The organism is Enterobacter sp. ECC-175 (assembly GCF_043968675.1).
Classification (GTDB): domain Bacteria; phylum Pseudomonadota; class Gammaproteobacteria; order Enterobacterales; family Enterobacteriaceae; genus Enterobacter.
Genome location: NZ_CP143776.1, coordinates 3820983 through 3846280, shown reverse-complemented (window position 1 = coordinate 3846280; position 25298 = coordinate 3820983). Strand labels below are relative to the sequence as shown.

Annotated in this window: 22 protein-coding genes and 6 tRNA genes; 11 read left to right on the top strand and 17 right to left on the bottom strand. The window is 54.6% G+C overall.

Going from position 1 to position 25298, the window contains the following annotated elements:
- Positions 1–36: 36 nt before the first annotated feature.
- From ptsI to cysZ, 4 genes are all read right to left on the bottom strand, one after another.
- Positions 37–1764 carry a phosphoenolpyruvate-protein phosphotransferase PtsI gene (gene ptsI, locus V1599_RS18290; protein WP_395300592.1) on the bottom strand — a complete coding sequence of 576 codons (1728 nt, stop codon included), beginning with the start codon at positions 1762–1764 and terminating at the stop codon, positions 37–39.
- Positions 1765–1808: 44 nt separating this feature from the next.
- The gene (ptsH, locus tag V1599_RS18285; protein WP_000487600.1) at positions 1809–2066 is read right to left on the bottom strand and encodes a phosphocarrier protein Hpr; all 258 of its coding nucleotides are present in this window, start codon (positions 2064–2066) and stop codon (positions 1809–1811) included.
- Positions 2067–2383: 317 nt separating this feature from the next.
- Positions 2384–3355: a cysteine synthase A gene (gene cysK / locus V1599_RS18280; protein ID WP_112010290.1), complete on the bottom strand. Its 972-nt coding sequence runs from the start codon at positions 3353–3355 to the stop codon at positions 2384–2386.
- A 163-nt stretch (positions 3356–3518) separates the two neighbouring features.
- On the bottom strand, positions 3519–4280 hold the full coding sequence (gene cysZ / locus V1599_RS18275) for a sulfate transporter CysZ (protein ID WP_112010291.1): 762 nt from the start codon (positions 4278–4280) through the stop codon (positions 3519–3521).
- A gap of 230 nt (positions 4281–4510) precedes the next feature.
- Here cysZ and zipA point away from each other — a divergent pair, with 230 nt between their 5' ends.
- From zipA to V1599_RS18260, 3 genes are all read left to right on the top strand, one after another.
- Positions 4511–5503, top strand: coding sequence for a cell division protein ZipA (gene zipA, locus V1599_RS18270; protein ID WP_395300591.1), 993 nt, complete (start codon positions 4511–4513; stop codon positions 5501–5503).
- A gap of 69 nt (positions 5504–5572) precedes the next feature.
- Entirely contained in the window at positions 5573–7588 is a 2016-nt protein-coding gene (gene ligA, locus V1599_RS18265; RefSeq protein WP_112010293.1) for an NAD-dependent DNA ligase LigA, read from the top strand.
- A gap of 1 nt (position 7589) precedes the next feature.
- Positions 7590–7805 carry a DUF3820 family protein gene (locus V1599_RS18260; RefSeq protein WP_395300590.1) on the top strand — a complete coding sequence of 72 codons (216 nt, stop codon included), beginning with the start codon at positions 7590–7592 and terminating at the stop codon, positions 7803–7805.
- On the opposite strand, the gene V1599_RS18255 is transcribed toward V1599_RS18260, so the two are convergent.
- Complete coding sequence (locus V1599_RS18255; protein ID WP_395300589.1) at positions 7802–8797, bottom strand: bile acid:sodium symporter family protein; 996 nt, start codon at positions 8795–8797, stop codon at positions 7802–7804. The genes V1599_RS18260 and V1599_RS18255 overlap by 4 nt on opposite strands.
- An 89-nt stretch (positions 8798–8886) precedes the next feature.
- Here V1599_RS18255 and V1599_RS18250 point away from each other — a divergent pair, with 89 nt between their 5' ends.
- On the top strand, positions 8887–9822 hold the full coding sequence (locus tag V1599_RS18250; RefSeq protein WP_297122284.1) for a LysR family transcriptional regulator: 936 nt from the start codon (positions 8887–8889) through the stop codon (positions 9820–9822).
- Here the strand turns inward: V1599_RS18250 and V1599_RS18245 are convergent.
- The 5 genes from V1599_RS18245 to V1599_RS18225 form a co-directional block, all read right to left on the bottom strand.
- Entirely contained in the window at positions 9819–10154 is a 336-nt protein-coding gene (locus V1599_RS18245; protein WP_112010296.1) for a FlxA-like family protein, read from the bottom strand. The genes V1599_RS18250 and V1599_RS18245 overlap by 4 nt on opposite strands.
- A gap of 141 nt (positions 10155–10295) precedes the next feature.
- Positions 10296–10371 (bottom strand) — tRNA-Lys (locus V1599_RS18240).
- 4 nt (positions 10372–10375) lie between these two features.
- Positions 10376–10451 (bottom strand) — tRNA-Val (locus V1599_RS18235).
- A gap of 30 nt (positions 10452–10481) precedes the next feature.
- Positions 10482–10557: transfer RNA gene (locus tag V1599_RS18230), tRNA-Val, on the bottom strand.
- 41 nt (positions 10558–10598) lie between these two features.
- Positions 10599–10674: transfer RNA gene (locus V1599_RS18225), tRNA-Val, on the bottom strand.
- A 258-nt stretch (positions 10675–10932) separates the two neighbouring features.
- Here V1599_RS18225 and gltX point away from each other — a divergent pair.
- Positions 10933–12348, top strand: a complete 1416-nt coding sequence (gene gltX / locus V1599_RS18220) for a glutamate--tRNA ligase (protein WP_395300588.1) — start codon at positions 10933–10935, stop codon at positions 12346–12348.
- A gap of 46 nt (positions 12349–12394) precedes the next feature.
- Here gltX and V1599_RS18215 read toward each other — a convergent pair whose 3' ends face one another.
- Together V1599_RS18215 and V1599_RS18210 are read right to left on the bottom strand one after the other, a co-directional pair.
- Entirely contained in the window at positions 12395–12790 is a 396-nt protein-coding gene (locus tag V1599_RS18215; RefSeq protein WP_395300587.1) for a YfeC-like transcriptional regulator, read from the bottom strand.
- 1 nt (position 12791) lies between these two features.
- Entirely contained in the window at positions 12792–13154 is a 363-nt protein-coding gene (locus tag V1599_RS18210; RefSeq protein WP_112010299.1) for a YfeC-like transcriptional regulator, read from the bottom strand.
- A gap of 217 nt (positions 13155–13371) precedes the next feature.
- Between V1599_RS18210 and V1599_RS18205 the strand changes: the two genes are divergently transcribed.
- The 3 genes from V1599_RS18205 (at position 13372) to V1599_RS18195 (ending at position 15967) form a co-directional block, all read left to right on the top strand.
- Positions 13372–13447 (top strand) — tRNA-Ala (locus V1599_RS18205).
- Positions 13448–13488: 41 nt separating this feature from the next.
- Positions 13489–13564, top strand: a tRNA-Ala gene (locus V1599_RS18200).
- Positions 13565–13777: 213 nt separating this feature from the next.
- Positions 13778–15967, top strand: coding sequence for an EAL domain-containing protein (locus tag V1599_RS18195; protein WP_395300586.1), 2190 nt, complete (start codon positions 13778–13780; stop codon positions 15965–15967).
- Between the two features lie 46 nt (positions 15968–16013).
- Here the strand turns inward: V1599_RS18195 and V1599_RS18190 are convergent, their stop codons facing one another.
- Positions 16014–17201, bottom strand: coding sequence for a NupC/NupG family nucleoside CNT transporter (locus V1599_RS18190; RefSeq protein ID WP_112010301.1), 1188 nt, complete (start codon positions 17199–17201; stop codon positions 16014–16016).
- A gap of 345 nt (positions 17202–17546) precedes the next feature.
- On the opposite strand from V1599_RS18190, the gene V1599_RS18185 reads away from it, so the two are divergent.
- On the top strand, positions 17547–18785 hold the full coding sequence (locus V1599_RS18185; RefSeq protein WP_395300585.1) for an Nramp family divalent metal transporter: 1239 nt from the start codon (positions 17547–17549) through the stop codon (positions 18783–18785).
- A 34-nt stretch (positions 18786–18819) separates the two neighbouring features.
- Here the strand turns inward: V1599_RS18185 and V1599_RS18180 are convergent, their stop codons facing one another.
- Both V1599_RS18180 and mgrA read right to left on the bottom strand, forming a co-directional pair.
- A complete protein-coding gene (locus tag V1599_RS18180) occupies positions 18820–19161 on the bottom strand; it encodes a DUF2502 domain-containing protein (RefSeq protein WP_112010303.1) in 342 nt (113 codons plus the stop codon).
- A 126-nt stretch (positions 19162–19287) separates the two neighbouring features.
- On the bottom strand, positions 19288–20286 hold the full coding sequence (gene mgrA / locus V1599_RS18175; protein WP_395300584.1) for an L-glyceraldehyde 3-phosphate reductase: 999 nt from the start codon (positions 20284–20286) through the stop codon (positions 19288–19290).
- Between the two features lie 174 nt (positions 20287–20460).
- On the opposite strand from mgrA, the gene ipdC reads away from it, so the two are divergent.
- Positions 20461–22119 carry an indolepyruvate decarboxylase gene (gene ipdC / locus V1599_RS18170; RefSeq protein WP_395300583.1) on the top strand — a complete coding sequence of 553 codons (1659 nt, stop codon included), beginning with the start codon at positions 20461–20463 and terminating at the stop codon, positions 22117–22119.
- Here ipdC and V1599_RS18165 read toward each other — a convergent pair whose 3' ends face one another.
- Complete coding sequence (locus tag V1599_RS18165) at positions 22120–23355, bottom strand: ion channel protein (protein WP_395300582.1); 1236 nt, start codon at positions 23353–23355, stop codon at positions 22120–22122.
- Positions 23356–23560: 205 nt separating this feature from the next.
- Here V1599_RS18165 and glk point away from each other — a divergent pair, with 205 nt between their 5' ends.
- A complete protein-coding gene (gene glk / locus V1599_RS18160; RefSeq protein ID WP_395300581.1) occupies positions 23561–24526 on the top strand; it encodes a glucokinase in 966 nt (321 codons plus the stop codon).
- A gap of 36 nt (positions 24527–24562) precedes the next feature.
- Here the strand turns inward: glk and V1599_RS18155 are convergent, their stop codons facing one another.
- Positions 24563–25294 (bottom strand): LytR/AlgR family response regulator transcription factor, encoded by a 732-nt coding sequence (locus tag V1599_RS18155; RefSeq protein WP_395300580.1) that lies wholly within the window; start codon positions 25292–25294, stop codon positions 24563–24565.
- Positions 25295–25298: the final 4 nt, after the last annotated feature.

Here is a 25298-nt window from a genome sequence, read left to right as displayed (position 1 = left end):
TTCTCCTAAGCAGTAAATTGGGCCGCATCTCGTGGATTAGCAGATTGTTTTTTCTTCAATGAACTTGTTAACCAGCGTCATTAACTCGTCCGTTGTCGGTTGAGCAAGAGCCTGCTCTGCTAATACCTTCGCATCTTCGAAGTTCGTGTTACGGATAATCTTCTTAATGCGAGGGATGGAAATGGCGCTCATAGAGAATTCGTCCAGACCCATACCCAGCAACAGAAGTGTAGCACGTTCGTCGCCTGCAAGCTCACCACACATGCCAGTCCATTTACCTTCTGCATGAGAAGCATCAATAACTTGCTTGATCAAGTTCAGTACGGACGGTGACATTGGCTGGTAGAGATGTGAAATCATATCATTACCACGGTCAACTGCCAGGGTGTACTGCGTTAAATCATTGGTGCCGATACTAAAGAAATCAACTTCTTTGGCTAAATGACGCGCAATTGTCGCCGCCGCAGGGGTTTCCACCATCACGCCGATCTCGATTGACTCGTCAAACGCTTTCCCTTCGTCGCGCAGTTCCTGTTTGTAGATTTCGATCTCTTTCTTCAGTGCACGCACTTCTTCAACAGAGATGATCATCGGGAACATGATGCGCAGTTTACCGAAAGCAGACGCGCGCAGGATAGCGCGTACCTGGTCGCGCAGGATCTCTTTACGATCCATCGCGATACGCACCGCACGCCAGCCCAGGAACGGGTTCTCTTCTTTCGGGAAGTTCATGTAAGGCAGCTCTTTGTCGCCACCGATGTCCATGGTACGGACGATAACCGCCTGAGAGCCGCAGGCCTCAGCAACGGCTTTGTACGCAGCAAACTGTTCTTCTTCAGTTGGCAGCGCGTCGCGGTCCATGAACAGGAATTCAGTACGATACAGACCTACACCTTCCGCGCCGTTGCGCTCAGCGCCTTCAACGTCACGAACGGTACCGATGTTTGCGCACACTTCAACCTGGTGACCGTCCAGCGTGATGGCCGGCAGGTCTTTCAGCTTAGCGAGTTCCGCTTTTTCAGAAGCAACCTGCTCCTGAACGGCGCGCAGCTGATCGATATCTTCGTTAGTTGGGTTGACGTAAACCAAGTTGTTTACGGCATCCAGAATCAGATAATCGTCGTTTTTCACCTGAGAGGTAACGCTACCGGTACCCACGATGGCTGGCAGCTCCAGAGAACGCGCCATGATTGAGGTGTGGGAGGTACGGCCACCCGCGTCAGTGATGAAACCCAGCACCTTGTTGAGGTTCAGCTGTGCGGTTTCGGATGGGGTCAGGTCAGCAGCAACCAGGATAACTTCGTCCTGAATGGCGCTCAGGTCAATAATGGCCAGACCCAGGATGTTGCGCAGCAGGCGCTTACCGATGTCGCGTACGTCCGCCGCACGTTCCTTCAGGTATTCATCATCCAGTTCTTCCAGGGCAGTTGCCTGACCTTCGATAACTTCATGCGCAGCCGCGTCGGCCGTCATGCCTTTATCTTTAATCAGGGCTATGATTTCCTGCTCCAGCTCCTCATCTTCGAGCAACATGATGTGCCCTTCGAAGATGGCTTCTTTTTCTTCACCGAAAGTTTCGCCAGCTTTAGTTTTGATCGCTTCCAGTTGCGCAGATGCCTTGGCACGACCGCTCAGAAAACGTTCAACTTCCTGATCAACCTTGTCGGCAGAAATTTTTTTCCGGTCAATGACGATTTCGTCTTCCTTCAGCAGAAGTGCTTTGCCGAAAGCGATACCCGGGGATGCTAAAATGCCTGAAATCATAACCCTACCTTACTTGTGACTGATATTGAAAAGAACCCGGATACTTACTCGAGCTCAGCCATCAGTTTTACCAGATGCTCAACTGCTTTCTGCTCGTCTTCACCTTCTGCAGAGATGGTAACAACGGTACCCTGAGTCAGACCCAGAGTTTGCAGTTTGAACAGGCTTTTCGCGCTCGCGCTTTTGCCGTTGGAAGTCACAGTGATTTCAGAAGTGAAGCCTTTCGCTTCTTTAACAAACTGAGCAGCAGGGCGGGTGTGCAGACCGTTCGGAGCGGTAATGGTAACTTCTTGCTGGAACATTGTATTTCCCCAACTTATAGGTTTAGTGTTGTGGAACTAAAGTCTAGCCTGGCGACTGAACTTTAGCCTGTATTGTTAGCGCTGACGTTTCGATCGTCATTAAACATTATGCAGCGAAAGCAAGACTTGAACCAAATCATAAAATCGATTCAGCATGGCTATTTCGTGATCTGATTAATTTCGCGCTTCAAAATAATTGCTGGTTTAAATACCAGACCCAACGGGGTGAATCAATGCCAGGTGGAGTAAAACTTTGAAGCAGGCCACAAAAAAGCACCTGAAAAGGTGCTTTTTTACGCGTTTTTAACATGCTGGCATCACTGTTGCAGTTCTTTCTCAGTGAAGAGATCGGCAAACAGCGCAGTGCTTAAGTAACGCTCACCTGAGGACGGTAGGATAACCACAATATTCTTATTGGTAAAGGTCTCTTCTTCCTGCAGTTTAAGCGCCGCAGCAACGGCGGCACCGGAGGAAATGCCCGCCAAAATACCCTCTTCGTCCATCAGGCGACGCGCGGTGGAAATTGCTTCTTCGTTGGTAATGGCCACGACCTTGTCGATCAGCTTCAGATCCAGGTTACCCGGGATGAAGCCTGCGCCGATGCCCTGAATTTTGTGCGGGCCAGGCTTAAGTTCTTCGCCTGCCAGCGCCTGAGCAATGACAGGGGAATCGGTCGGCTCAACGGCAACGGTGATCAGGTCTTTTTTACCTTTTGTGCCTTTAATGTAGCGGCTCACGCCGGTCAGCGTACCGCCGGTACCCACGCCGGAGATGAACACGTCAACCTGTCCGTCGGTATCTTCCCAGATCTCAGGACCAGTGGTTTTTTCGTGAATTTCCGGGTTGGCCGGGTTGCTAAATTGCTGAAGGAGCAGGTATTTCGCCGGATCGCTGGCGACAATTTCCTCTGCTTTCTGGATCGCACCCTTCATGCCCTTCGCACCTTCGGTCAGCACCAGGTTCGCACCCAGCGCCTTGAGCAGCTTACGGCGTTCGATGCTCATGGTTTCAGGCATGGTCAGCGTCAATTTATAGCCACGTGCGGCGGCCACATAGGCCAGTGCGATACCGGTGTTACCGCTGGTAGGTTCAACCAGCTCAACGCCCGGCTTCAGAACGCCGCGTTTTTCAGCATCCCAAATCATATTTGCACCGATGCGGCATTTCACGCTGAAGCTAGGGTTACGGGATTCGACCTTCGCCAGAATGCGTCCATTACCGATACGGTTCAGTCGAACCAGGGGCGTATGACCGATAGTCAGCGAGTTGTCTTCATAAATCTTACTCATGGCCTGTCCTTAACTGTATGAAATTGGGATACCGCCCCAGCATACCTGCTAAGCAGGGAGGGGGAAGTAAGGAATTCGCATATCTATATACTGCAAGGAAATAATGGGGATCAGTATGGAATAAGGGAGAGCATAAGCTACTCCCTCTTTACACATTTTTGCATTATTTCCATAACGCGTGCTTAGCACGGTAGCAGTCGACCCACATTGCCGTCGCGCCGCAGACGGCCACCGGCATGATGAATAAATTAAGGAAAGGGATCATCGTGAACAGGCTGGTCAGCGCACCGAACTGCATATTGGCCATCTTCTGCGTACGAAGCGCCGTGCGCATCTCTTTAAACGGCACCTTATGGTTGTCGAAAGGGTAGTCGCAATACTGAATCGCCAGCATCCAGGCGCTGAACAGGAACCACAGCACCGGCGCTACCGTTTGTCCAATACCGGGGATAAAGTAGAGCACCAGCAGCACAATCGCGCGCGGCAAATACCAGGCAAACTTCTGCCATTCGCGCTTCATAATGCGAGGGAGATCTTTCATTATGCCCAGCACACCGGTATCGGGAGGCGTCGCCCCGGTAAGGCGCGCCTCCAGCTGCTCCGCCAGTAGCCCGTTAAACGGTGCGGCGATCCAGTTGGCGATCGTCGAGAAGAAATAGCCAAAGACCAGCAGCAAAGAAATGACCGCAATCGGCCACAGCAGGTAGCTTAGCCACTGCAGCCAGTCAGGCACGTGGCTCATTAAGGAAGGAACCCAGCTTTCCAGCCTGGTGAAGAGCCACCAGAAGGCGCCGCCCATCAGGAGAATATTGATGAGCAGAGGCAGAATGACAAAGCGACGGATGCCCGGCAGGGAAACAAGCTTCCAGCCCTGAGAAAAATACCAGACGCCGCTGCGCGGGGCCGATGAAGAGGATGAAACCATAACCAGGCTGTACTCCTTTTTACACAACCAGTGGATTTGCTCGCCTATATTATCCAGTTGCGGGCGAATGACCAGTTAGGAAATGTTCGAAAAAACAGCAAAAAGCACGATTTCGTTCATCTTTATGCTGTGAATGCTCTGCACGCACTTGCACTTGACGTCAACGGCAAATACTCTTAGTGAGTAAATGTTTGCCGTGGTGGCAAGGTGTTAGAACAACAGAGAATATAATGATGCAGGATTTGCGTCTGATATTAATCATTGTTGGCGCGATCGCCATAATCGCTTTACTGGTACATGGTTTCTGGACCAGCCGTAAAGAGCGCTCTTCTATGTTTCGCGATCGCCCACTGAAGCGCATGAAGTCCAGTCGAGACGACGATGACGGCGAAGATGACATCGAAGGGTACGACGACGAAGGCGTGGGTGAAGTTCGTGTTCATCGGGTCAATACTGCGCCCGTCGCAGGCCATGGGGAGCATGAAGCCCCCCGTCCTCCGCAGCACCAGTATCAGCCGCCGTATGCTTCCGCCCAGCCGCGCCAGCCAGCGCCTCAGCCAGTGGAAGAACCGGTGCGCCAGCCGCCTCAGCAGCCTGTGCATCAGCAGCCTGCTGCGCCACAGCCCGTTCAACAGCCTGTTCAGCAGCCGGCACACCAGCCTGTGCAGCAGCCAGAACAGACAGTAAATCAGCCGCAGCCACAGCCCGTTCAGGCACAGCCTGCGCCTGAGCCTGCTCCAGCCCCGTGCGTTGAGCCAGAGCCCGTTGCTGAGCCAGAGCCGGTAGTCGAAAAACCGCAGCGCAAAGAAGCGGTGATTATCATGAACGTGGCCGCGCATCATGGCACGCATCTGAACGGCGACGTGCTGCTTAACAGTATCCAGCAGGCCGGCTTTAAGTTTGGCGATATGAACATTTTCCATCGCCATCTTAGCCCGGACGGAAGTGGTCCGGCGCTGTTCAGCCTGGCGAACATGGTTAACCCTGGCACGTTCGACCCTGAAATGACCGGTGATTTCGTGACGCCGGGCGTGACAATCTTTATGCAGGTGCCGTCCTACGGTGATGAGCTGCAGAACTTCAAGCTGATGCTGCAGTCTGCTCAGCACATTGCTGACGAAGTGGGCGGCGTGGTGCTCGACGATCAGCGTCGAATGATGACGCCGCAAAAGCTGCGTGAGTATCAGGACCGCATCCGCGAAGTTAAGGAAGCTAACGCGTAATCGTCGCGTGACTTTCAACTCCTCCTCAACCCCCGCCTGTCGGGGGTTTTTTCTCATTGATGGTGTGATATGGACTCAATCGAACAACAACTCACTGAACTGCGAACCACGCTTCGCCATCATGAATATCTGTATCATGTTATGGACGCGCCGGAAGTGCCGGATGCGGAGTACGACCGTCTGATGCGCGAGCTGCGCGAGCTGGAGGCGCAGCATCCTGAGCTCATTACCCCTGATTCACCGACCCAGCGCGTTGGCGCTGAGCCGCTGGGCGCGTTCAGCCAGGTGCGCCATGAAGTGCCGATGCTCTCGCTGGACAACGTTTTTGACGAAGAGAGCTTCCTGGCGTTCAACAAGCGCGTGCAGGATCGCCTGAAAAGCAGCGAGTCGCTGAGCTGGTGCTGCGAGCTGAAGCTGGACGGTCTTGCGGTCAGTATTCTTTACGAAAACGGCGTGCTGGTGCGCGCCGCAACGCGCGGCGATGGCACCACGGGAGAGGATATAACCACCAACGTGCGTACCATTCGCGCTATCCCGCTGAAGCTGAGCGGAGACAATATTCCAGCGCGTCTGGAAGTGCGCGGTGAGGTGTTCCTGCCGCAGGCGGGCTTTGAGAAAATCAACGAGGAAGCGCGCCGCACCGGCGGAAAAGTATTCGCTAACCCGCGAAACGCGGCGGCGGGCTCCCTGCGCCAGCTCGATCCGCGCATTACCGCGAAGCGACCGCTTACTTTCTTCTGCTACGGCGTGGGTATTCTGGAGGGCGGCGAGCTGCCGGATACGCACCTGGGCCGCCTGCTGCAGTTTAAGGCGTGGGGATTACCGGTAAGTAACCGCGTCCAGCTTTGCGACTCACCGGAGGCCGTGCTGGCGTTCTATCGTAAGGTCGAGGAGGACCGCCCGACGCTCGGTTTTGATATCGACGGCGTGGTGATAAAGGTCAATTCCCTTGCGCTGCAGGAGCAGCTTGGCTTCGTCGCGCGCGCGCCGCGCTGGGCGGTGGCGTTTAAGTTCCCGGCGCAGGAGCAGATGACCTTCGTACGCGACGTGGAGTTTCAGGTAGGCCGCACGGGGGCCATAACGCCCGTTGCGCGCCTTGAGCCTGTGCAGGTCGCTGGCGTGCTGGTGAGTAATGCCACGCTGCACAACGCTGATGAAATCGCGCGTCTGGGCCTGCGCATCGGCGATAAGGTCGTGATTCGCCGCGCGGGTGACGTGATCCCGCAGGTGGTGAACGTGGTGGAATCCGAACGCCCTGAAGAGACGCGCGAAATCGTCTTCCCGGCCCACTGTCCGGTGTGCGGCTCTGACGTTGAGCGTGTTGAAGGTGAAGCGGTGACCCGCTGTACGGGCGGCTTAATCTGCGGTGCGCAGCGTAAAGAGTCGCTTAAGCACTTCGTTTCCCGCCGCGCCATGGACGTTGACGGCATGGGGGACAAAATTATCGATCAGCTGGTTGAGAAAGAGTACGTACACACGCCAGCGGATTTGTTCAGGCTGACGGCAGGTAAGCTCACGGGCCTTGACCGCATGGGGCCGAAGTCGGCGCAAAACGTGGTGAACGCGCTGGAGGTGGCCAAAGAAACCACCTTTGCCCGTTTCCTCTATGCGCTGGGCATTCGTGAAGTCGGGGAAGCGACGGCGGCAGGTTTAGCTGCTTACTTTGGCTCGCTGGAGGCGCTTGAGAAAGCGAGCATCGACGAGCTGCAGAAAGTCCCGGACGTGGGCATTGTGGTCGCTACGCACGTTTTTAACTTCTTTGCGGAAGAGAGCAACCGCGAGGTCATCGGCCAGCTCCTGGCTGAAGGTGTAAAATGGCCTGCGCCGGTTGTGGTGAACGCCGAAGAGATCGACAGCCCGTTTGCGGGTAAAACGGTGGTGCTGACTGGCAGCCTGAGCCAGCTTTCACGAGATGATGCGAAGGCGCGTCTGGTGGCGCTAGGCGCTAAGGTGGCGGGAAGCGTGTCGAAGAAAACTGACCTGGTGATTGCCGGTGAAGCGGCAGGCTCCAAGCTGGCTAAAGCGCAGGAGCTGGGCATTGAGGTTATTGACGAAGCGGAAATGCTGCGCCTGCTAGGGGATTAACGTGGAAAAAGAACAGCTTGTTGCAATTGCCAACACGGAAATGCCCTTCGGTAAGTACAAAGGCCGCAGGCTGATCGATCTGCCGGAGGAGTATCTGCTGTGGTTCGCCCGAAAGGATGAATTTCCCGCCGGGCGGCTTGGCGAGCTGATGGCAATTACGCTATCGATCAAAACAGAAGGGCTGACCCAGCTGGTTCAGCCCCTGAAACGCCCTTAGACTTTTGCGGCGCGGGTCTCTTCCTGCGCCCGCTTTTCCGTCTGCGCTTTGTAGCGACGCGCCAGCACGGCGCACACCATTAGCTGGATCTGATGGAAAATCATCAGCGGCAGCACCATCATGCCTATCACCGACGTCGGGAACAGAATGTTGGCCATCGGGATGCCGTTCGCCAGGCTTTTCTTCGACCCGCAGAACACAATCGTAATTTCGTCGGCTTTGTTAAAGCCGCATTTGCGCGCCACAAACACGTTAACGGCAATCACGATCGCCAGCAGGACAATGCTGACCACCACGATGAACAGCAGCGAGCCTGCGCCTACTTTATGCCATATGCCGTTGACCACCGCCTCGCTGAATGCGGAATAAACGACCAGCAGAATCGACGTCTGGTCGGTTTTCGAAATCCATTTCTTGTGCTTAGCCACAAACGCGCCGATCCACGGACGCGAGAGATGCCCCAGCACAAACGGCAGCAGCAGCTGCAGACAGATTTTCCCCACCTGTTCCAGGCTGCCTTCCGCGCCGTGCATATTCATCAGCATCCCGACCAGCAGCGGTGAGACGAATATCCCGAGCAGGCTGGAGGCCGAGGCAGAGCAGACGGCCGCCGCAACGTTTCCTCCCGCAAGCGACGTGAATGCAATCGCAGACTGCACGGTCGCGGGCAAGATGCACAGATACAGGAAGCCATCATACAGCGTGGGATCGACGTTGACCGGGGCCCACCAGGCAAACAGCACGCCGAGGATCGGGAACAGAATGAACGTGCTGCACATCACCCACAGGTGCAATCTCCAGTGGCTACCGCCCGCAATGATGGCCTCTCTAGAGAGCTTTGCGCCATGCATAAAGAACAGCAGCGCGATAGCCGCCGTGGTTAGCCCCTCGAAAAACGGTACAAAACCGCCCTGGGCAGGGAAAAAAGAGGCCAGCAGAACGGTGACGATGAGCGTGAGCGTAAAAGGATCAAGGATGCGAAAGAGTTTCATAATGACTCCTGAAATCAGATATCGCTATTGTGCTTTCTTACGTTTGAGAAATAAAATTGATTTATTGCATTCATTCATGAATTAAACAGATGAATTACTCGCTACGCCAGCTTCGAATTTTTGTCACCGTCGCCCATGCCCGCAGCTTTAGCCGGGCAGGGGAGATGATCGGTCTGAGCCAGTCGGCCGTCAGCCACAGCGTTAAAGAGCTGGAAAACCAGACGGGCGTGAGGCTCCTTGACCGCACCACGCGCGAAGTGGTGCTCACCGAGGCGGGCCAGCAGCTGGCTGCGCGGCTTGAAAGACTGCTTGATGAACTACATATCACCCTGCGGGACGTGGGGCGCCTGGGGCAACAGCTTGCTGGCACCGTGCGCGTGGCGGCCAGCCAGACGATTTCTGCGCATCTCATTCCGCAGTGCATCGCTGAAAGCAATCGCTGCTACCCGGAAATCGATTTCGTTCTGCACGATCGCCCACAGCAGTGGGTGCTGGAGAGTATTCGCCAGGGCGATGTGGATTTCGGTATTGTTATCGATCCGGGACCGGTCAGCGATCTGGCGAGCGAGATCGTGCTTTCAGAGCCGTTTTTGCTGCTATGTCGTGAGGACGACCCGCTGGCGGCGCTTGCGGAGGTACCGTGGCAGGCGCTGCAGGGAATGAATCTTGTGCTGCAGGACTATGCGTCGGGCAGCCGTCCGCTGATTGACGCCGCGCTTGCCGCGCAGAATATCAGCGCCCAGATTGTGCAGGAGATTGGCCATCCGGCGACCCTCTTTCCGATGGTGGAGGCGGGTATTGGTATCAGCGTATTGCCGGCGCTGGCGTTACCGCTGCCGCAGGGAAGTCACCTGACGGTGAAGCGTTTTACTCCCGCTATTGAGAGAAAGCTGATGCTGGTGCGACGTAAAAACCGTTCGCTATCGGGCGCGGCGCAGGCAATCTGGGACGTGGTGCGTATCCAGGCTCAGAGGCTTACCGAAGCCCGCATACGCGACCCGTTGTTTAATGCGTTTGATCGTTAGATATAGACGTCAACCTGACGATCGTCAGAGGGCATATTCACGCCCTCAATTTTACCCTGCTTCTGATCCTGCTTTTTCTGCGCTTCCTCGGCCTGCTGGCGCTGAAGCTGCGCCAGCTGTGCCTGCAGCACTTTGAGCTGCGTCTGGATTAACTCCTGCTGTTTTTTCTTTTCATCAACGCTGATGGGGCTATTCACCAGCTCTTTTAGCTGCTGCGTGAGCTTTGTGATTTTCGCCATGATGCGGCTAATCTGCGACGGGATATCGTTGCCGCTGCTGGCGCCACTGCCGCCGGTTTGAATTTGGGTGGTTGAAGCCTGAATGGTAGTCATGCGATTTCCTTTTGCCGTAAAACAGAGGTATCGGCAGATCGGGAATTAGCTTGAGTAATGAAAAGGAGTGTGGGGGAGAAGTTCGAATCACTAATATTATTGCAGATAGCAAAAAAGCGCCTTTAGGGCGCTTTTTTACATTGGTGGGTCGTGCAGGATTCGAACCTGCGACCAATTGATTAAAAGTCAACTGCTCTACCAACTGAGCTAACGACCCGAAATGGTGGGCGATGACGGGCTCGAACTGCCGACCCCCTCCGTGTAAAGGAGATGCTCTACCAACTGAGCTAATCGCCCATTTCGGAACTGCTTTTGATAAGGTGAGAATGGTGGGCGATGACGGGCTCGAACCGCCGACCCCCTCCGTGTAAAGGAGATGCTCTACCAACTGAGCTAATCGCCCAATCTCAATTCTTATCTACACTGCGAGCCTACCGAAGTAGATGGTGGGTGATGACGGGCTCGAACCGCCGACCCCCTCCGTGTAAAGGAGATGCTCTACCAACTGAGCTAATCACCCCCGCTGTGTGGAGTCGCATTATAGGGAGAGTTGAAAATGAGTCAACGCATTTTCTAAAGTTTTTATTCGTTCGTCGTAAAATTAAACAAAACGATCGCGGAATGGGCTGTCGCGCATGATTTCTAAACAAATTTAGTAAACTCTTTCCTGATAAAGGGAACAACATTGAGGAATCGCCGCACGGTGATAGAATATTGCCCATTGTTTTTTCCCCCGGATTTGCCGGTGAGCGGCATCTGTATAACGTAAGGCCATTTCATGAAAATCAAAACTCGCTTCGCGCCCAGCCCGACAGGCTATCTGCACGTTGGTGGAGCACGTACTGCTCTCTATTCCTGGCTTTTTGCTCGTCATAACAAAGGTGAGTTCGTGCTGCGCATCGAAGATACCGATCTTGAGCGCTCCACGCCGGAAGCAATCGAAGCCATCATGGATGGTATGAACTGGCTGAATCTGGAGTGGGATGAAGGCCCGTACTTCCAGACCAAACGTTTTGACCGCTACAACGCCGTCATCGACGATATGCTGGTAGCGGGTACGGCCTATAAATGCTACTGCTCGAAAGAGCGTCTGGATGCGCTGCGTGAAGAGCAGATGGCAAACGGTGAAAAGCCGCGCTATGACGGCCGCTGCCGACACGATCACAGCGAACACGCGGCGGACGAGCCTTGCGTTGTGCGTTTTGCTAACCCGCAGGACGGCTCCGTTATCTTTGATGACCAGATCCGCGGCCCGATCGAATTCAGCAACCAGGAGCTGGATGACCTGATCATCCGCCGTACCGACGGTTCCCCGACCTATAACTTCTGCGTTGTCGTGGATGACTGGGATATGGAAATCACCCACGTTGTGCGTGGCGAAGACCATATCAATAACACGCCGCGTCAAATTAACATCCTGAAAGCGCTGAATGCGCCAGTGCCTGTTTACGCGCACGTTTCCATGATCAACGGCGATGACGGCAAAAAGCTGTCTAAGCGCCACGGCGCGGTGAGCGTGATGCAGTACCGCGACGATGGCTATCTGCCTGAAGCGCTGCTGAACTACCTGGTACGTCTGGGCTGGGCTCATGGAGATCAGGAAATCTTCAGCCGGGAAGAGATGATCGCGCTGTTCTCTCTGAGCTCTGTAAGCAAATCAGCCAGTGCGTTTAACACCGAAAAACTGCAGTGGCTGAACCACCATTACATCAACACCATGCCGCCAGAATACGTGGCAACCTATCTGCAGTGGCACATTGAGCAGGCAAACATTGATACGCGCACCGGTCCTGAACTGGCGGATCTGGTGAAACTGCTCGGCGAGCGTTGCAAAACGTTGAAAGAGATTGCCGATAGCTGCCGCTACTTCTATGAGGAGTTTGAAGAGTTCGATGCCGATGCGGCGAAAAAACATCTGCGTCCGGTAGCGCGTCAGCCGCTGGAAGTGGTTCGCGACAAGCTGGCTGCTCTGACGGAGTGGACCGCAGAAAATGTGCATCACGCTATTCAGGCTACCGCAGATGATCTGGAGGTTGGCATGGGTAAAGTGGGCATGCCGCTGCGCGTTGCCGTTACCGGTGCAGGTCAGTCTCCAGCGCTGGATGTTACCGTTCATGCAATCGGTAAATCCCGCAGCGTGGCGCGTATCAATAAGGCACTGGATTTTATTGCCCAGCGTGAAAGCCAGCAGTAATCAAGCTTGAGATGGCAAAACGGCAGGGGAAAAACCTGCCGTTTTTTTATGCGTCTAATTCAGCGATGCCGAGACGCGAAAGAAAGCCCCGAATGCCCTCGCGGGCCAGCAGGACATGGAGGCGCTCCTGTTCTGCAGGCGTCATGATTTCCAGCGCATCAATAATTTGCGTAAGCAGGGAAGGGGACGCCTGCTCTCCGTATAAAGACGGCGTTTCTGCCAGCTGGTAAACCGCCTGGCGATTACGTACGGCGGGAAGGCTCATGATGTGTTTCTTTACCCGCGCATCAAGATGAATCCAACGTGCGCGCCCGCCTTTTACGCCATTAATCTTTTCGGTTTTCCATTTCTGCTGGCGTATCCAGCGGTTAACGGTTTGCTTAGTTACACCTAAACTTTCCGCCAGCTCTTCTGTGGTCATTTTGCTGCGTAATCTGTTCATATCAGTTCTGGTCGCGTATGTCTAAGCGTTGTAACAATCCGGTTATCCCTTCCCGCAGCAGCAGAGATGTCATTTGCTTTTGCTCATCCGGCGTCATTTCATTGGCCAGCGTCAGAAGCAAAGTATGAAGCGTGCCGTCTTGATAAGCACCTTCAGGCATATCTGGAGATTCTGTCGCCCTGCGTGCGCTGCAGATAAATTCTCTTACCTTTGCATTCACATGCACCAGGCGCGCTTTACCCCCCTGAACGCCTGGCTTGGGCGACGTGATCCAACCCTCTTTTCGGACCCATTTATTGATGGTTTGGCGGCTATAGCCAGTGAGCAGGGCTAACTCTTCTGGTGTCATTCGTTCCTTGATCATGCCATTTCCTGAGTCTTCGTGTGGTTAATTAGTGGTTCATTTTATAGCACCGTTTTACATGAAAACGTGACAGGCTTAACTCCTGACTGCGAGCACCCTCGCAAAGTGATTCATTTGCATGAATTTTCGGCGGTTGAGCGGCTGGCGTTGATTTTGCCGTTGACACTCAGCGGCGGAATTCATATTATGCCGCCCGTCAACATGACAGCTTTACGACGGGGCTATAGCTCAGCTGGGAGAGCGCCTGCATGGCATGCAGGAGGTCAGCGGTTCGATCCCGCTTAGCTCCACCAAACTCTGAACCCAACAGAGTGCGGTGTGTAAAGTAACATGTGGGGCTATAGCTCAGCTGGGAGAGCGCCTGCATGGCATGCAGGAGGTCAGCGGTTCGATCCCGCTTAGCTCCACCAAAATTTAAACCCTCGTCGAAAGACGGGGGTTTTTTTATGTCGCTGTTACATCCTTCAACACTTTTTGTTATTGAACCGTTTTTTTTCTATACTCTTCATAAACTCAAATCAATAAAACGATCTCTTTCTGGACTTCAACTTGCTTCGCGCAAATAATGAACTTATTATCCGTGACTTCAATGATTTAAATGAGTTAATAGATTATTAATCTTAATGAAAAGAAAATATGGTAATAATGTAAAAGTATTTATAATTGCCCTGCTGTTATGCATGTTTGCGGTTCCTTTTTCACGTTATATTTCACCGCGCGCAATCGTAAATGGTAATGAGGTCTATCTTGCATGGTTGCCCTTGAGCGTGATGCTGGCCATGATGTTATTGTTTGGCCGCCGGGCAATTATTCCTGTTTTGCTAAGTTTCATTATTACTAATGTTTATTATTTCCAGTTAACTCTTTTACAGCATGTCGTCATGCTCATGTGCCAGACTTTCGCGGTCTTCGCGATGTGTGGCGTTGCCCGCGTGCTGATTGGCAGGCGCTGGCGGCACAGCGTGCCTAATAATTACATTGGCATCCGTATTTTCTGGCTGGGTTTCATGGTGCCGTTCGGCATCAAGCTTTCAATGTATCTTGCCGGCTATTTATTCGATTTCCCTGTTTCGCTTTCGACATTCTTTGGTGAAGGTACGGCTATATATAATGTAGTAGATATTCAAAGTCTAATCTGTGCTGCACTGATTTTCACGATGATATTCTATTACCCACTAAGAATGATTGTGAATCCCCGCTATGCCAGAACCTTTTGGCTGCGGAGCCTGAAGCCTTTCATTTTCAACAAGAAACCCTTTTTTATATTAGGATGGCTCATGCTTCTGGTCATCCTGGTGGCGATTTTATGCGTTCCCTTCAGGTCAACGATTATTGCCGGTTATTTAATGCCGCTCATCTTCATCCTGTTCACGCTTGGGATCAGTCGTATGAGCTATGCGCTCATCTCCCTTCTGTGGGCAGCATCGGCGTTTTTACTGTTAACCTATAACAACAATTTCCTCAGCGGCGTGGAGTCGGGTTATACCCTCGCATTCATCCTGTCAGTGCTTATCTCCTTCGCTATCTGTCTGCTTTATATGTCGAAGATCTATCGCCGCAGTGAGTGGATGAAGCAAGGATGGCAGGAAAGGGCGCTTACCGACCCGCTGACGGGGCTTCCCAACATTCGCGCGCTGGAGGATTTCCTGCTGGAGCATCCCACGGCCAAAGTGTGCTGTTTGCGCATGGATAACCTGGAGTTTCTGAGCCGCCATTACGGCATTCTCATGCGCGTTCACTGCAAGCGAATGATCACCACCTCGCTGCAGCCTTTCCTGCAAAAAGATGAAAAGCTTTTTCAGCTTCCCGGTAGCGAGCTCGTCGTGGTGCTGTTGGGCCCTGAGACCGCAGAGCGGTTACAGCATATGGTTGACTATTTAAACAGTCGTAAGATCGTATGGAACAAAGCGCCGCTGGATATTGAGTTTGGCGCAGCGTGGGGAGAGGTTGAAAACGGTGAAAACCTTCACCACACGCTGGGACAGCTGAGCTGGCTGTCTGAACAAGCCTGTACTACCCATAACGCGCTGGGGTTAACAAACAGTCTCGAGACGGTGTCAGGCCAAACCACCGATCGGGTTCTGATGCTGAGCCGCGTAAAGCGGTCGCTGGATGAGGGGGGATTACGGCTTTACGCGCAGCCTATCCGTAACGCGGAAGGGAAGGGCTATTATGAAATTTTGGCCCGCCTTGAAAGCGATGGAGAAATTATCACGCCCGACCGCTTTATTCCTCTGATCGCCCAGTTTAACCTCAGCCATCGGTTCGATTTAAGCGTGGTCGAAAAGCTGCTGGAATGGCTTCGCGATCATCCGCAGCCCCATGCTGACACCCGTTTTTCCGTCAACCTGATGCCGTTTACGCTGATGCTGAAAGACACGGCAACCGAAATTATTCAGCTCTTTGAGCGATATGGCGTAGCACCGGGCACAGTGGTCATTGAGATCACCGAAGAGCAGGCATTTTCTAACTCTGGAACGAGCATCAACAACATTCAGCAGCTCCGGGACTACGGATTCCGCATCGCCATTGATGATTTTGGCACCGGTTATGCCAACTATGAGCGGCTTAAGCGCCTGCATGCTGACATCATCAAGATTGACGGCTGTTTCGTGAAGGATATTTGCACCGACAGCATGGATGCAATGATTGTGCAGTCCATTTGTAATCTGGCAAAAACAAAGTCGCTGTGCGTGGTTGCGGAGTACGTGGAAACGGAGGAGCAGCGCGAGATGCTGCTGCGTTTTGGCGTGGACTATCTTCAGGGCTATCTGATAGGTAAACCCTCACCGCTTGCTGAACTGCATGCATAAAAAAACCGGGAGCCACTGCTCCCGGTTTTCAATTATGCGATCCGAATTACAGAACCAGCGCTGCGATAGAAGCAGACAGCACGCTAACCAGCGTTGAACCGTAAACCAGCTTCAGGCCGAAGCGAGAAACAACGTTACCCTGTTCTTCGTTCAGCCCTTTGATCGCACCGGCAATAATGCCGATGGAGGAGAAGTTCGCGAAGGAGACCAGGAACACGGACAGGATGCCTTCCGCGCGCGGGGAGAGCGTGCTGGCAATCTTCTGCAGATCCATCATCGCAACAAATTCGTTAGAGACCAGTTTGGTCGCCATGATACTGCCCACCTGCAGCGCTTCGCTGGCCGGGACACCCATCACCCATGCAACTGGGTAGAAGATGTAGCCCAGGATACCCTGGAAGGAGATACCCAGCACCGCGGCGAACAGGGCGTTCAGAGCGGAAATCAGTGCGATAAACCCGATCAGCATGGCGGCAACGATAATCGCCACCTTAAAGCCTGCCAGAATATATTCACCCAGCATTTCGAAGAAGCTTTGACCTTCATGCAGATTCGCCATCTGCAGGTTCTCTTCGCCTTCATCTACGCGGTACGGGTTGATAATAGACAGAACGATAAAGGTGCTGAACATGTTCAGTACCAGCGCGGCAACCACGTATTTTGGGTCCAGCATGGTCATGTACGCGCCCACGATAGACATCGATACGGTAGACATTGCCGTGGCCGCCATGGTGTACATGCGGTTGCGGGACATTTTGCCGAGGATATCTTTATACGCGATGAAGTTTTCAGACTGGCCCAGAATCAGGGAGCTGACGGCGTTAAAAGATTCCAGCTTGCCCATGCCGTTTACTTTGGAAAGTACGGTACCAATGGCGCGAATAACAATCGGCAAAATACGGATGTGCTGGAGAATACCGATCAGCGCAGAGATAAAGACGATAGGGCACAGAACCTTCAGGAAGAAGAACGCCAGACCCTGATCGTTCATATTACCGAAGACGAAATTGGTTCCTTCGTTGGCAAATCCGAGCAGTTTTTCGAACATTTCGGAGAAGCCTTTAACGAAGCCGAGGCCCACGTTGGAGTTCAGGAAGAACCACGCGAGTAAAACTTCGATAACCAGAAGCTGAATAACATAGCGAATGCGGATTTTTTTCCGGTCATGACTGACCAGCAGCGCAAGCGCAGTAACGACAACAAGTGCCAGGACAAAGTGAAGGACGCGGTCCATATTTGCTCCAAATATGAGGCAGGTTTAATTTCCGTGCACATTCTATGTAACAAGCGCAAAGAAAACGAGATCAAGACCACACTATAGTTACGTCCTGTGACGAGTCTCAAAAATAGTGATCAACAATACATTTTTGTTATGTTAGGTAAATGAGTGAAAAGTTAAGTTTGTGTGCTACCCTTCACAAATAACTGCGCATTTTCACATTCTGTGATGTTGCTCCACCTGCCCTTCTATTGTTCCTGGCTATCAGAGAAATCATTTTTAACCGCTTAAATGAACTTGATAATCATTCTCATTTTGATAGCATGAAACATAGCAAAGGCTATATTTCCAGAGGCAGACATGACAAACAGTCGCGTAGAGGGTAGCAGCGGCAGAGCCGCCCGGAAGCTGCGGTTCGCATTAATGGGTCCCGCTTTCATTGCCGCGATTGGCTATATCGATCCGGGTAATTTTGCGACCAACATTCAGGCCGGGGCCAGCTTCGGCTATCAGCTGCTGTGGGTGGTGGTCTGGGCTAACCTGATGGCAATGCTGATCCAAATGCTGTCTGCCAAGCTCGGTATCGCGACCGGTAAAAACCTGGCGGAGCAGATCCGCGATCATTATCCGCGTCCGGCGGTGTGGCTGTACTGGGTGCAGGCCGAAATTATTGCCATGGCGACCGACCTGGCGGAATTTATCGGTGCGGCAATCGGCTTCAAGCTGATCCTCGGCGTCTCCTTGCTGCAGGGGGCGGTCCTTACCGGGATTGCCACGTTCCTGATCCTGATGCTTCAGCGCCGCGGGCAAAAACCGCTGGAAAAAGTCATCGGCGGGCTGCTGCTGTTTGTCGCTGCTGCCTATATTGTTGAGCTGGTTTTCTCCCAGCCGAATATGGTTCAACTGGGTAAAGGGATGGTCATTCCGAGCCTGCCAACGTCCGAAGCGGTGTTTCTCGCCGCGGGCGTGCTGGGAGCAACCATCATGCCGCACGTTATCTACCTGCACTCTTCCTTAACGCAGGATCTTCACGGCGGGACGCGAAAAGAGCGCTATTCAGCAACGAAATGGGATGTGGCGATCGCCATGACCATCGCCGGCTTTGTTAACCTGGCGATGATGGCCACCGCGGCGGCCGCTTTCCACTTTAATGGGCATACCGGGGTTGCCGATCTCGATCAGGCCTATCTGACTCTGGAACCGTTGCTGAGCCATGCCGCCGCGACGATTTTTGGCCTGAGCCTGGTGGCTGCTGGCCTCTCTGCGACGGTTGTCGGGACGCTGGCAGGGCAGGTGGTGATGCAGGGGTTTGTGCGCTTCCACATTCCGCTGTGGGTGCGCCGGGCCGTGACGATGCTGCCGTCCTTCATCGTGATTTTGATGGGGCTCGATCCCACGCGCATTCTGGTGATGAGCCAGGTGCTGCTGAGTTTTGGTATTGCGCTTGCGCTGGTGCCGCTGCTGATTTTCACCAGCGACAAATCGCTGATGGGCGAGCTGGTCAATTCCACGCTGGTGAAGCGTACCGGATGGGTCATCGTCCTTATCGTGGTGGCGCTGAATCTGTGGCTCCTGGTCGGTACCGCGCTGGGGCTGTAATTGAAAAAAGGAGCCGGAAGGCTCCTTTTCGCTATTAGTGGTGATGGCCGTGGCCATGACCTTTTCCGCGTCCCCAGCCGCCGCGGCGGTCGTCGCGGTCGTTCCAGCCTTCGCGATAGCCGCGCTCGTACGCTTTGCGGTTATCCCACCCGCGGTGACGGCCATTATCATGTTTCCACCAGCGATCGCCGCGCCACTGATAATGGCGATGCCAGTAGTCGCGGTCGCGCCAGTAGCCGCCGTCCCAGTATCTGCCATAGTCGTCGCGATCGCCGATGCTAAGTTTAACCGAGGGCAACAGGGTGATTTCGCCCGCATTGGCGACCAGCGGGGCCGCAGCCAGTAATACCGCTGCAAGAATCAGTGACCTGAACATACTCTTCTCCTTCACGATCGGGGCCGTTGTCCGGCCTGTTAACGCAATATTACGAGGTGGTAAAGCCACGTTTCATCGCCTTAACTCCGAATTCATGGTGGAGAGCACTTTTTGCTAAAGATGGCGCTAATTTGTGCTATGCAGAATGTGGTCGATGGAGGCCAGCTCGTCGGGCGTGAAGTGGCGATTTTCAAGCATGCCTACCGCATCGTCGATTTGCGAAACCTTACTGGCACCGATCAGCACGGACGTCACCGAATCATGGCGTAAGATCCACGCCAGCGCCATCTGCGAGAGCTTCTGCCCGCGGCGTTCGGCCAAGGCGTTTAGACGGCGAACTTTCTCAAGCTTTTCGTCGGTCAGCTGGTCGGGATTCAGGAACTTGCTGCCGCTCGCCGCGCGCGAGTCGGCGGGAATACCGTTAAGGTAGCGGTTGGTCAACTGGCCGCCCGCCAGCGGCGAGAAGGGTATACAGCCCACTCCTTTTTCGTGCAGGAGATCCAGCAGCCCATTTTCCGGAGCGCGTTCGAACATAGAGTATTTGGGCTGGTGGATAACGCATGGCGTGCCGAGGTCGTTAAGAATATCGATAGCCTGCCTGGCCCGTTCAGCGGGATAGTTGGACAAGCCGACATAAAGCGCTTTGCCCTGGCGCACGACGTGGTCCAGCGCCTTCATCGTTTCCTGCAGCGGCGTTTCCGGGTCCGGACGGTGATGGTAGAAGATATCAACATATTCCAGGCCCATGCGCTTCAGGCTCTGGTCGAGGCTTGCGATCAGATACTTGCGCGAGCCCCAGTCTCCGTAAGGACCCTCCCACATGGTGTAGCCCGCTTTGGTCGAAATAATCAGCTCGTCGCGCCAGGGCAAAAAATCTTCCTGCAAAATCCGGCCAAAATGACGTTCTGCCGAGCCCGGAGGAGGCCCATAATTGTTAGCCAGATCAAAGTGTGTGATGCCCAGATCGAAGGCGCGGTGTAAAAGCTGGCGGCTGTTTTCGACCAGCGTGGTATCGCCGAAATTGTGCCAAAGACCGAGAGAGAGGGCGGGTAACTTCAGTCCGCTCTGCCCGCAGCGGCGATACTGCATTGTCTGATAACGATTTTTTTCCGGCTGATAGCCCATTCTCATACCCCCAGGCGCTGATAAGAAAAGTAAGTGTATACGCTTACACTCATGTAATGAAATGGTGAATTTTTTGTAAATGATTCTTTCCATGCTCATCTGCTGACTCTTTCTGGACACCTTTCGGGCTTCTCTAATACTCAAGGTGAGGTCAACGTCAGAAGGACACCTGTTATGCGTACCCCCTATTGCGTCGCCGATTACCTGCTGGACCGTCTCAGAGATTGTGGTGCCGATCATCTGTTTGGCGTGCCGGGCGACTACAACCTGCAGTTTCTCGACCACGTTATCGACAGCCCAGATATCTGCTGGGTTGGCTGTGCAAACGAGCTTAACGCCTCCTACGCCGCCGATGGCTATGCCCGATGCAAAGGCTTTGCAGCCCTGCTCACCACCTTCGGCGTGGGGGAGCTCAGCGCCATGAACGGTATTGCCGGAAGCTACGCCGAGCATGTGCCGGTGTTACACATCGTTGGCGCGCCGGGCATGGCGGCGCAGCAGCGGGGTGAGTTACTGCACCACACCTTGGGCGACGGGGAGTTTCGCCATTTCTACCATATGAGTGAACCCATTACCGCGGCGCAGGCGGTGCTGACCGAGCAAAACGCCTGCTTTGAAATCGATCGGGTGCTCACGACGATGCTGCGTGAGCGACGCCCCGGCTATCTGATGCTGCCCGCGGACGTTGCCAAAAAGCCCGCGACGCCGCCCGTCGCGTCGCTCTCCGCCAAACCCCCTCATGCTGACAATGCGTGCCTGCAGGCATTTCGCGACGCCGCGCAGGCCCGGCTTGCTGCGGGCACGCGCACGGCGCTGCTGGCCGATTTCCTCGTGCTTCGCCACGGCCTTAAGCACGCGCTGCAAAAGTGGGTGAAAGAGACGCCGATGGCGCACGCCACCATGCTGATGGGCAAGGGCATTTTTAACGAACGCCAGCCGGGTTTTTACGGCACCTACAGCGGTTCAGCCAGCGTTGACGCCGCCAGGGAGGCCATCGAAGGCGCTGATACGGTGCTCTGCATCGGAACGCGCTTTACCGATACCCTAACCGCCGGGTTTACCCATCAGCTGAGCCTTTCTCAAACTATCGAAGTGCAGCCCCATGCCGCACGGGTAGGGGAGGTCTGGTTTACCGGTATTCCGATGTACCAGGCCATTGAGACGCTGGCGGAGCTGTGCAAGCAACATGTTCACGACGCCTTTATGCCCTCATCGCGCGACGGCATTTCCTGGACGCCGCAGGACGGTGCGCTGACCCAGGAAAGCTTCTGGAGCACGCTGCAGACGTTTATTCGTCCCGGCGACATCATCCTTGCGGATCAGGGTACCTCGGCTTTTGGGGCTATCGATCTTCGCCTGCCAGCGGACGTGAACTTTATCGTGCAGCCGCTATGGGGATCGATTGGCTACACGCTGGCGGCGGCCTATGGTGCGCAAACGGCGTGCCCGGAGCGCCGCACGATCGTGCTTACGGGCGACGGCGCGGCGCAGCTCACTATTCAGGAGCTCGGCTCGATGCTGCGCGATAAACAGCGCCCGATCATTCTGGTGCTGAATAACGAAGGGTATACGGTTGAGCGCGCGATACACGGAGCGGAGCAGCGTTATAACGATATAGCGCTGTGGAACTGGACGCAGATCCCGCAGGCGCTCAGCCTGGATCCGCAGGCCGAGTGCTGGCGCGTCAGTGAGGCAGAGCAGCTGGCGGAGGTGCTGGAAAAGGTGGCGCACCACGAGCGGCTGTCGCTGATCGAGGTGATGCTGCCAAAAGCCGATATTCCGCCGCTGCTCGGGGCGATAACCAAAGCGCTGGAAGCGCGCAATAACGCCTGATTACTTATCCTTCCCTGAAACCATCATCATCGGTTTGCCCGCCAGCAGGAGCCAGGCGGGCAACATCACGATGCAAAGCAGCGGGATCAGCGTGGTATCAGGCACCACTGCCGCAGCCATAAACAGGCTCAGCCACGCGTCGCGCGTCACCACCAGAACCAGCCCCAGAATAGAGCAGGAAACGGTAATTGCCGCAGGGACGGCCTCCACGTGCTCGTGCAGCATCAGCCCCAGCGCCACGCCGATAAACACTGCCGGGAAGATACGTCCGCCCCGAAAGCCGCAGGCCGCGGCGACCACCACGGCGGCCAGCTTAATCAGCGCAAACAGCATATAGTCGGAAACCGTGAAGACCTGGCTGAAGGCCATCTGCTGCATTTCATCGAGCCCCTTAAACAGGGTGATATGCCCGCCGATGGCGCCAAGAATGCCTAACATGAACCCGCCCACGCCCAGCATGAGCACCGGATGCTTGAGCTTATGCATCAGGCGATGCAGGCGCGGCAGGCACCACACGGCAACCATGCCCAGCGCGATAGCGATTGCCGCCACGATTGCCCCGCTAAAAATATCCGCAATCTGCATTTGTCCGTAATGCGAGATGGGCAGCGAAAAGTGAGGATGAAAGAAAAGGCTGGTGGTTAATGCCCCCGCGGCCGCGGCCATCAGCGGGGCAAACAGGCGATCCCACAGTGGAATATCGTTATTGCTGCCGAGGGTTTGCGAGAAGATCAGCGCTGCTGCAACCGGCGTGCCGAACAGCGCGCCAATGGTGCCCGCAGAGGCCAGAATCGTCCAGTCCAGCGCCCCCACGCGCGGAAACGCCCGCCCGCCCAGATAGACCGCCAGCGCGATATTAACGGCCATGATCGGGTGTTCCGGCCCCAGGCTGACGCCGCCGGCCAGGCCAACGATTAATGCAATCAGCAGGCCCGGCAGCGCGGACGGCGCAACGGCCTCGCCGATAAGCGGCTCCTGGGCCGGGTCTGGACCGGCGTGTCCTGGGCTGAATCGAATGACGAGCCCAACCGCGAGACCGGTCAGCGTCAGCATCAGAATGGTCCACGCCGGAGAATCTAACGAGACGCCCAGCTGCATGGGAAGGGTATTCCACAGCACCGACTGCAGAACGGCGGCCACTTTCATCACGATAATTAAAATCAGGCTGGAGGCCACGCCGATAATCAGCGCGGGCGGGGCCAGCAGCAGCATGTTTCTGGCTCGCGGATGGAGCATGATGATTTCCTTGTACAAAATCGCGTGACGGTACTTTGCATATTCAGCCTAAGGGAAATGGTGCAAAAGGTGCTGAAACGGTAAAGTTATTCTGTGACGAAGATCGATAATCCTGGGGCATTCACCTTCCGGTCGTTGTTGTTATCACGCCTTGAACTTACAGTGTCCCAAAGAATTATTCTGACTTTAGCGGAGCAGTAGAAGAATGACAAAGTATGCTTTAGTAGGTGATGTCGGCGGCACAAACGCGCGTCTTGCCCTGTGCGATGTGGAGACCGGCGAAATTTCCCAGGCGAAAACCTATTCCGGGCTGGATTACCCAAGCCTTGAGGCCGTCGTACGCGTCTATCTTGATGAGCACAAGCTGGACGTTGAAGACGGGTGTATCGCCATTGCTTGCCCGATTACCGGCGACTGGGTGGCAATGACCAACCATACCTGGGCATTCTCCATTGCTGAAATGAAGAAAAACCTCGGCTTTTCCCATCTGGAAATTATCAACGACTTCACCGCGGTATCGATGGCGATCCCGATGCTCAAATCTGAGCATCTGACGCAGTTTGGCGGCACCGCGCCGGTTGAAGGCAAGCCGATTGCCGTTTACGGCGCGGGAACGGGCCTTGGCGTTGCGCATCTGGTGCATGTCGATAAGCGCTGGGTCAGCCTGCCGGGCGAGGGCGGTCACGTTGATTTCGCGCCAAACAGCGAGGAAGAAGGCATTATCCTTGAGGAGCTGCGCGCCGAAATTGGCCACGTTTCCGCCGAGCGCGTGCTGTCTGGTCCAGGGCTGGTGAACCTCTACCGCGCGATTGTGAAATCAGACGGTCGTCTGCCGGAAAACCTCAAGCCAAAAGACGTGACCGAGCGCGCGCTGGCGGACAGCTGCACCGACTGCCGTCGCGCGCTGTCGCTATTCTGCGTCATCATGGGGCGCTTCGGTGGCAACCTGGCGCTGAACCTGGGCACCTTCGGCGGCGTGTATATTGCGGGCGGAATCGTGCCGCGCTTCCTCGAGTTCTTTAAAGCGTCCGGGTTCCGCGGCGGGTTTGAAGATAAAGGGCGCTTCAGAAGCTACGTGCAGGACATTCCCGTTTACCTGATCGTGCACGATAACCCGGGGCTGCTCGGCGCTGGCGCGCATCTGCGCCAGGTGCTGGGGCAAATACTCTAAGGTTATATCCCCTCTCCGGTCGGGGAGGGGCGCTGCTTACAGGTGCATGAGCTGGCGGAACTCTTTCACCCTGCTGCGGCTTACCGGCACCTGAAAATCCAGATCCTTCAGGCGCAAAATGTAGGTGTTGTTAAACCAGGGTTCGATTTCGCGGATTTTGTTCAAATTCACGCAAAACGAACGGTGGCAGCGGAAGAAGTGCGCGGCGGGAAGCTTGCTGCAAAATTCGGTAATGTTCATCGCCATCACGTACGATTCGCGTCGCGTATAGACAAACGTCATTTTCTCGTGTGCTTCGGCGTAGTAAATGTCGTCAATGGGCGTGACGATGATCCGCTCGTCTTTGACCAGATTAATGGTGTCGTTCTCCCGCGCCGTCGGGCTGGCGCTCACCGGCGTCGTCTGCTGCTGCCAGGCCGCCTCCAGCTTTTTCAGCATGCTGATGATGCGCGACTCCTGGTAGGGCTTCAGAATGTAGTCAAAGGCCTCCAGCTCGAACGCTTTAACCGCATGCTCTTTCCAGGCGGTGACGAAAACGATGAACGGCTTATGGGCGAACTGATTAATGTTTTGCGCCAGCAGGACGCCGTCCAGGGACGGGATGTTAATATCCAGAAAAATGGCGTCGACCCGGTTGTGCTGGAGAAACTTCAGCACGTCCAGCCCGTCGTCAAACGTGCCCACAATCTCCATCTGGCTGTGCGTTTTGATAAGCCAGCTCAGCTCTTGTTGAGCCAGAATTTCATCTTCCACGATGATGACTTTCATAGAT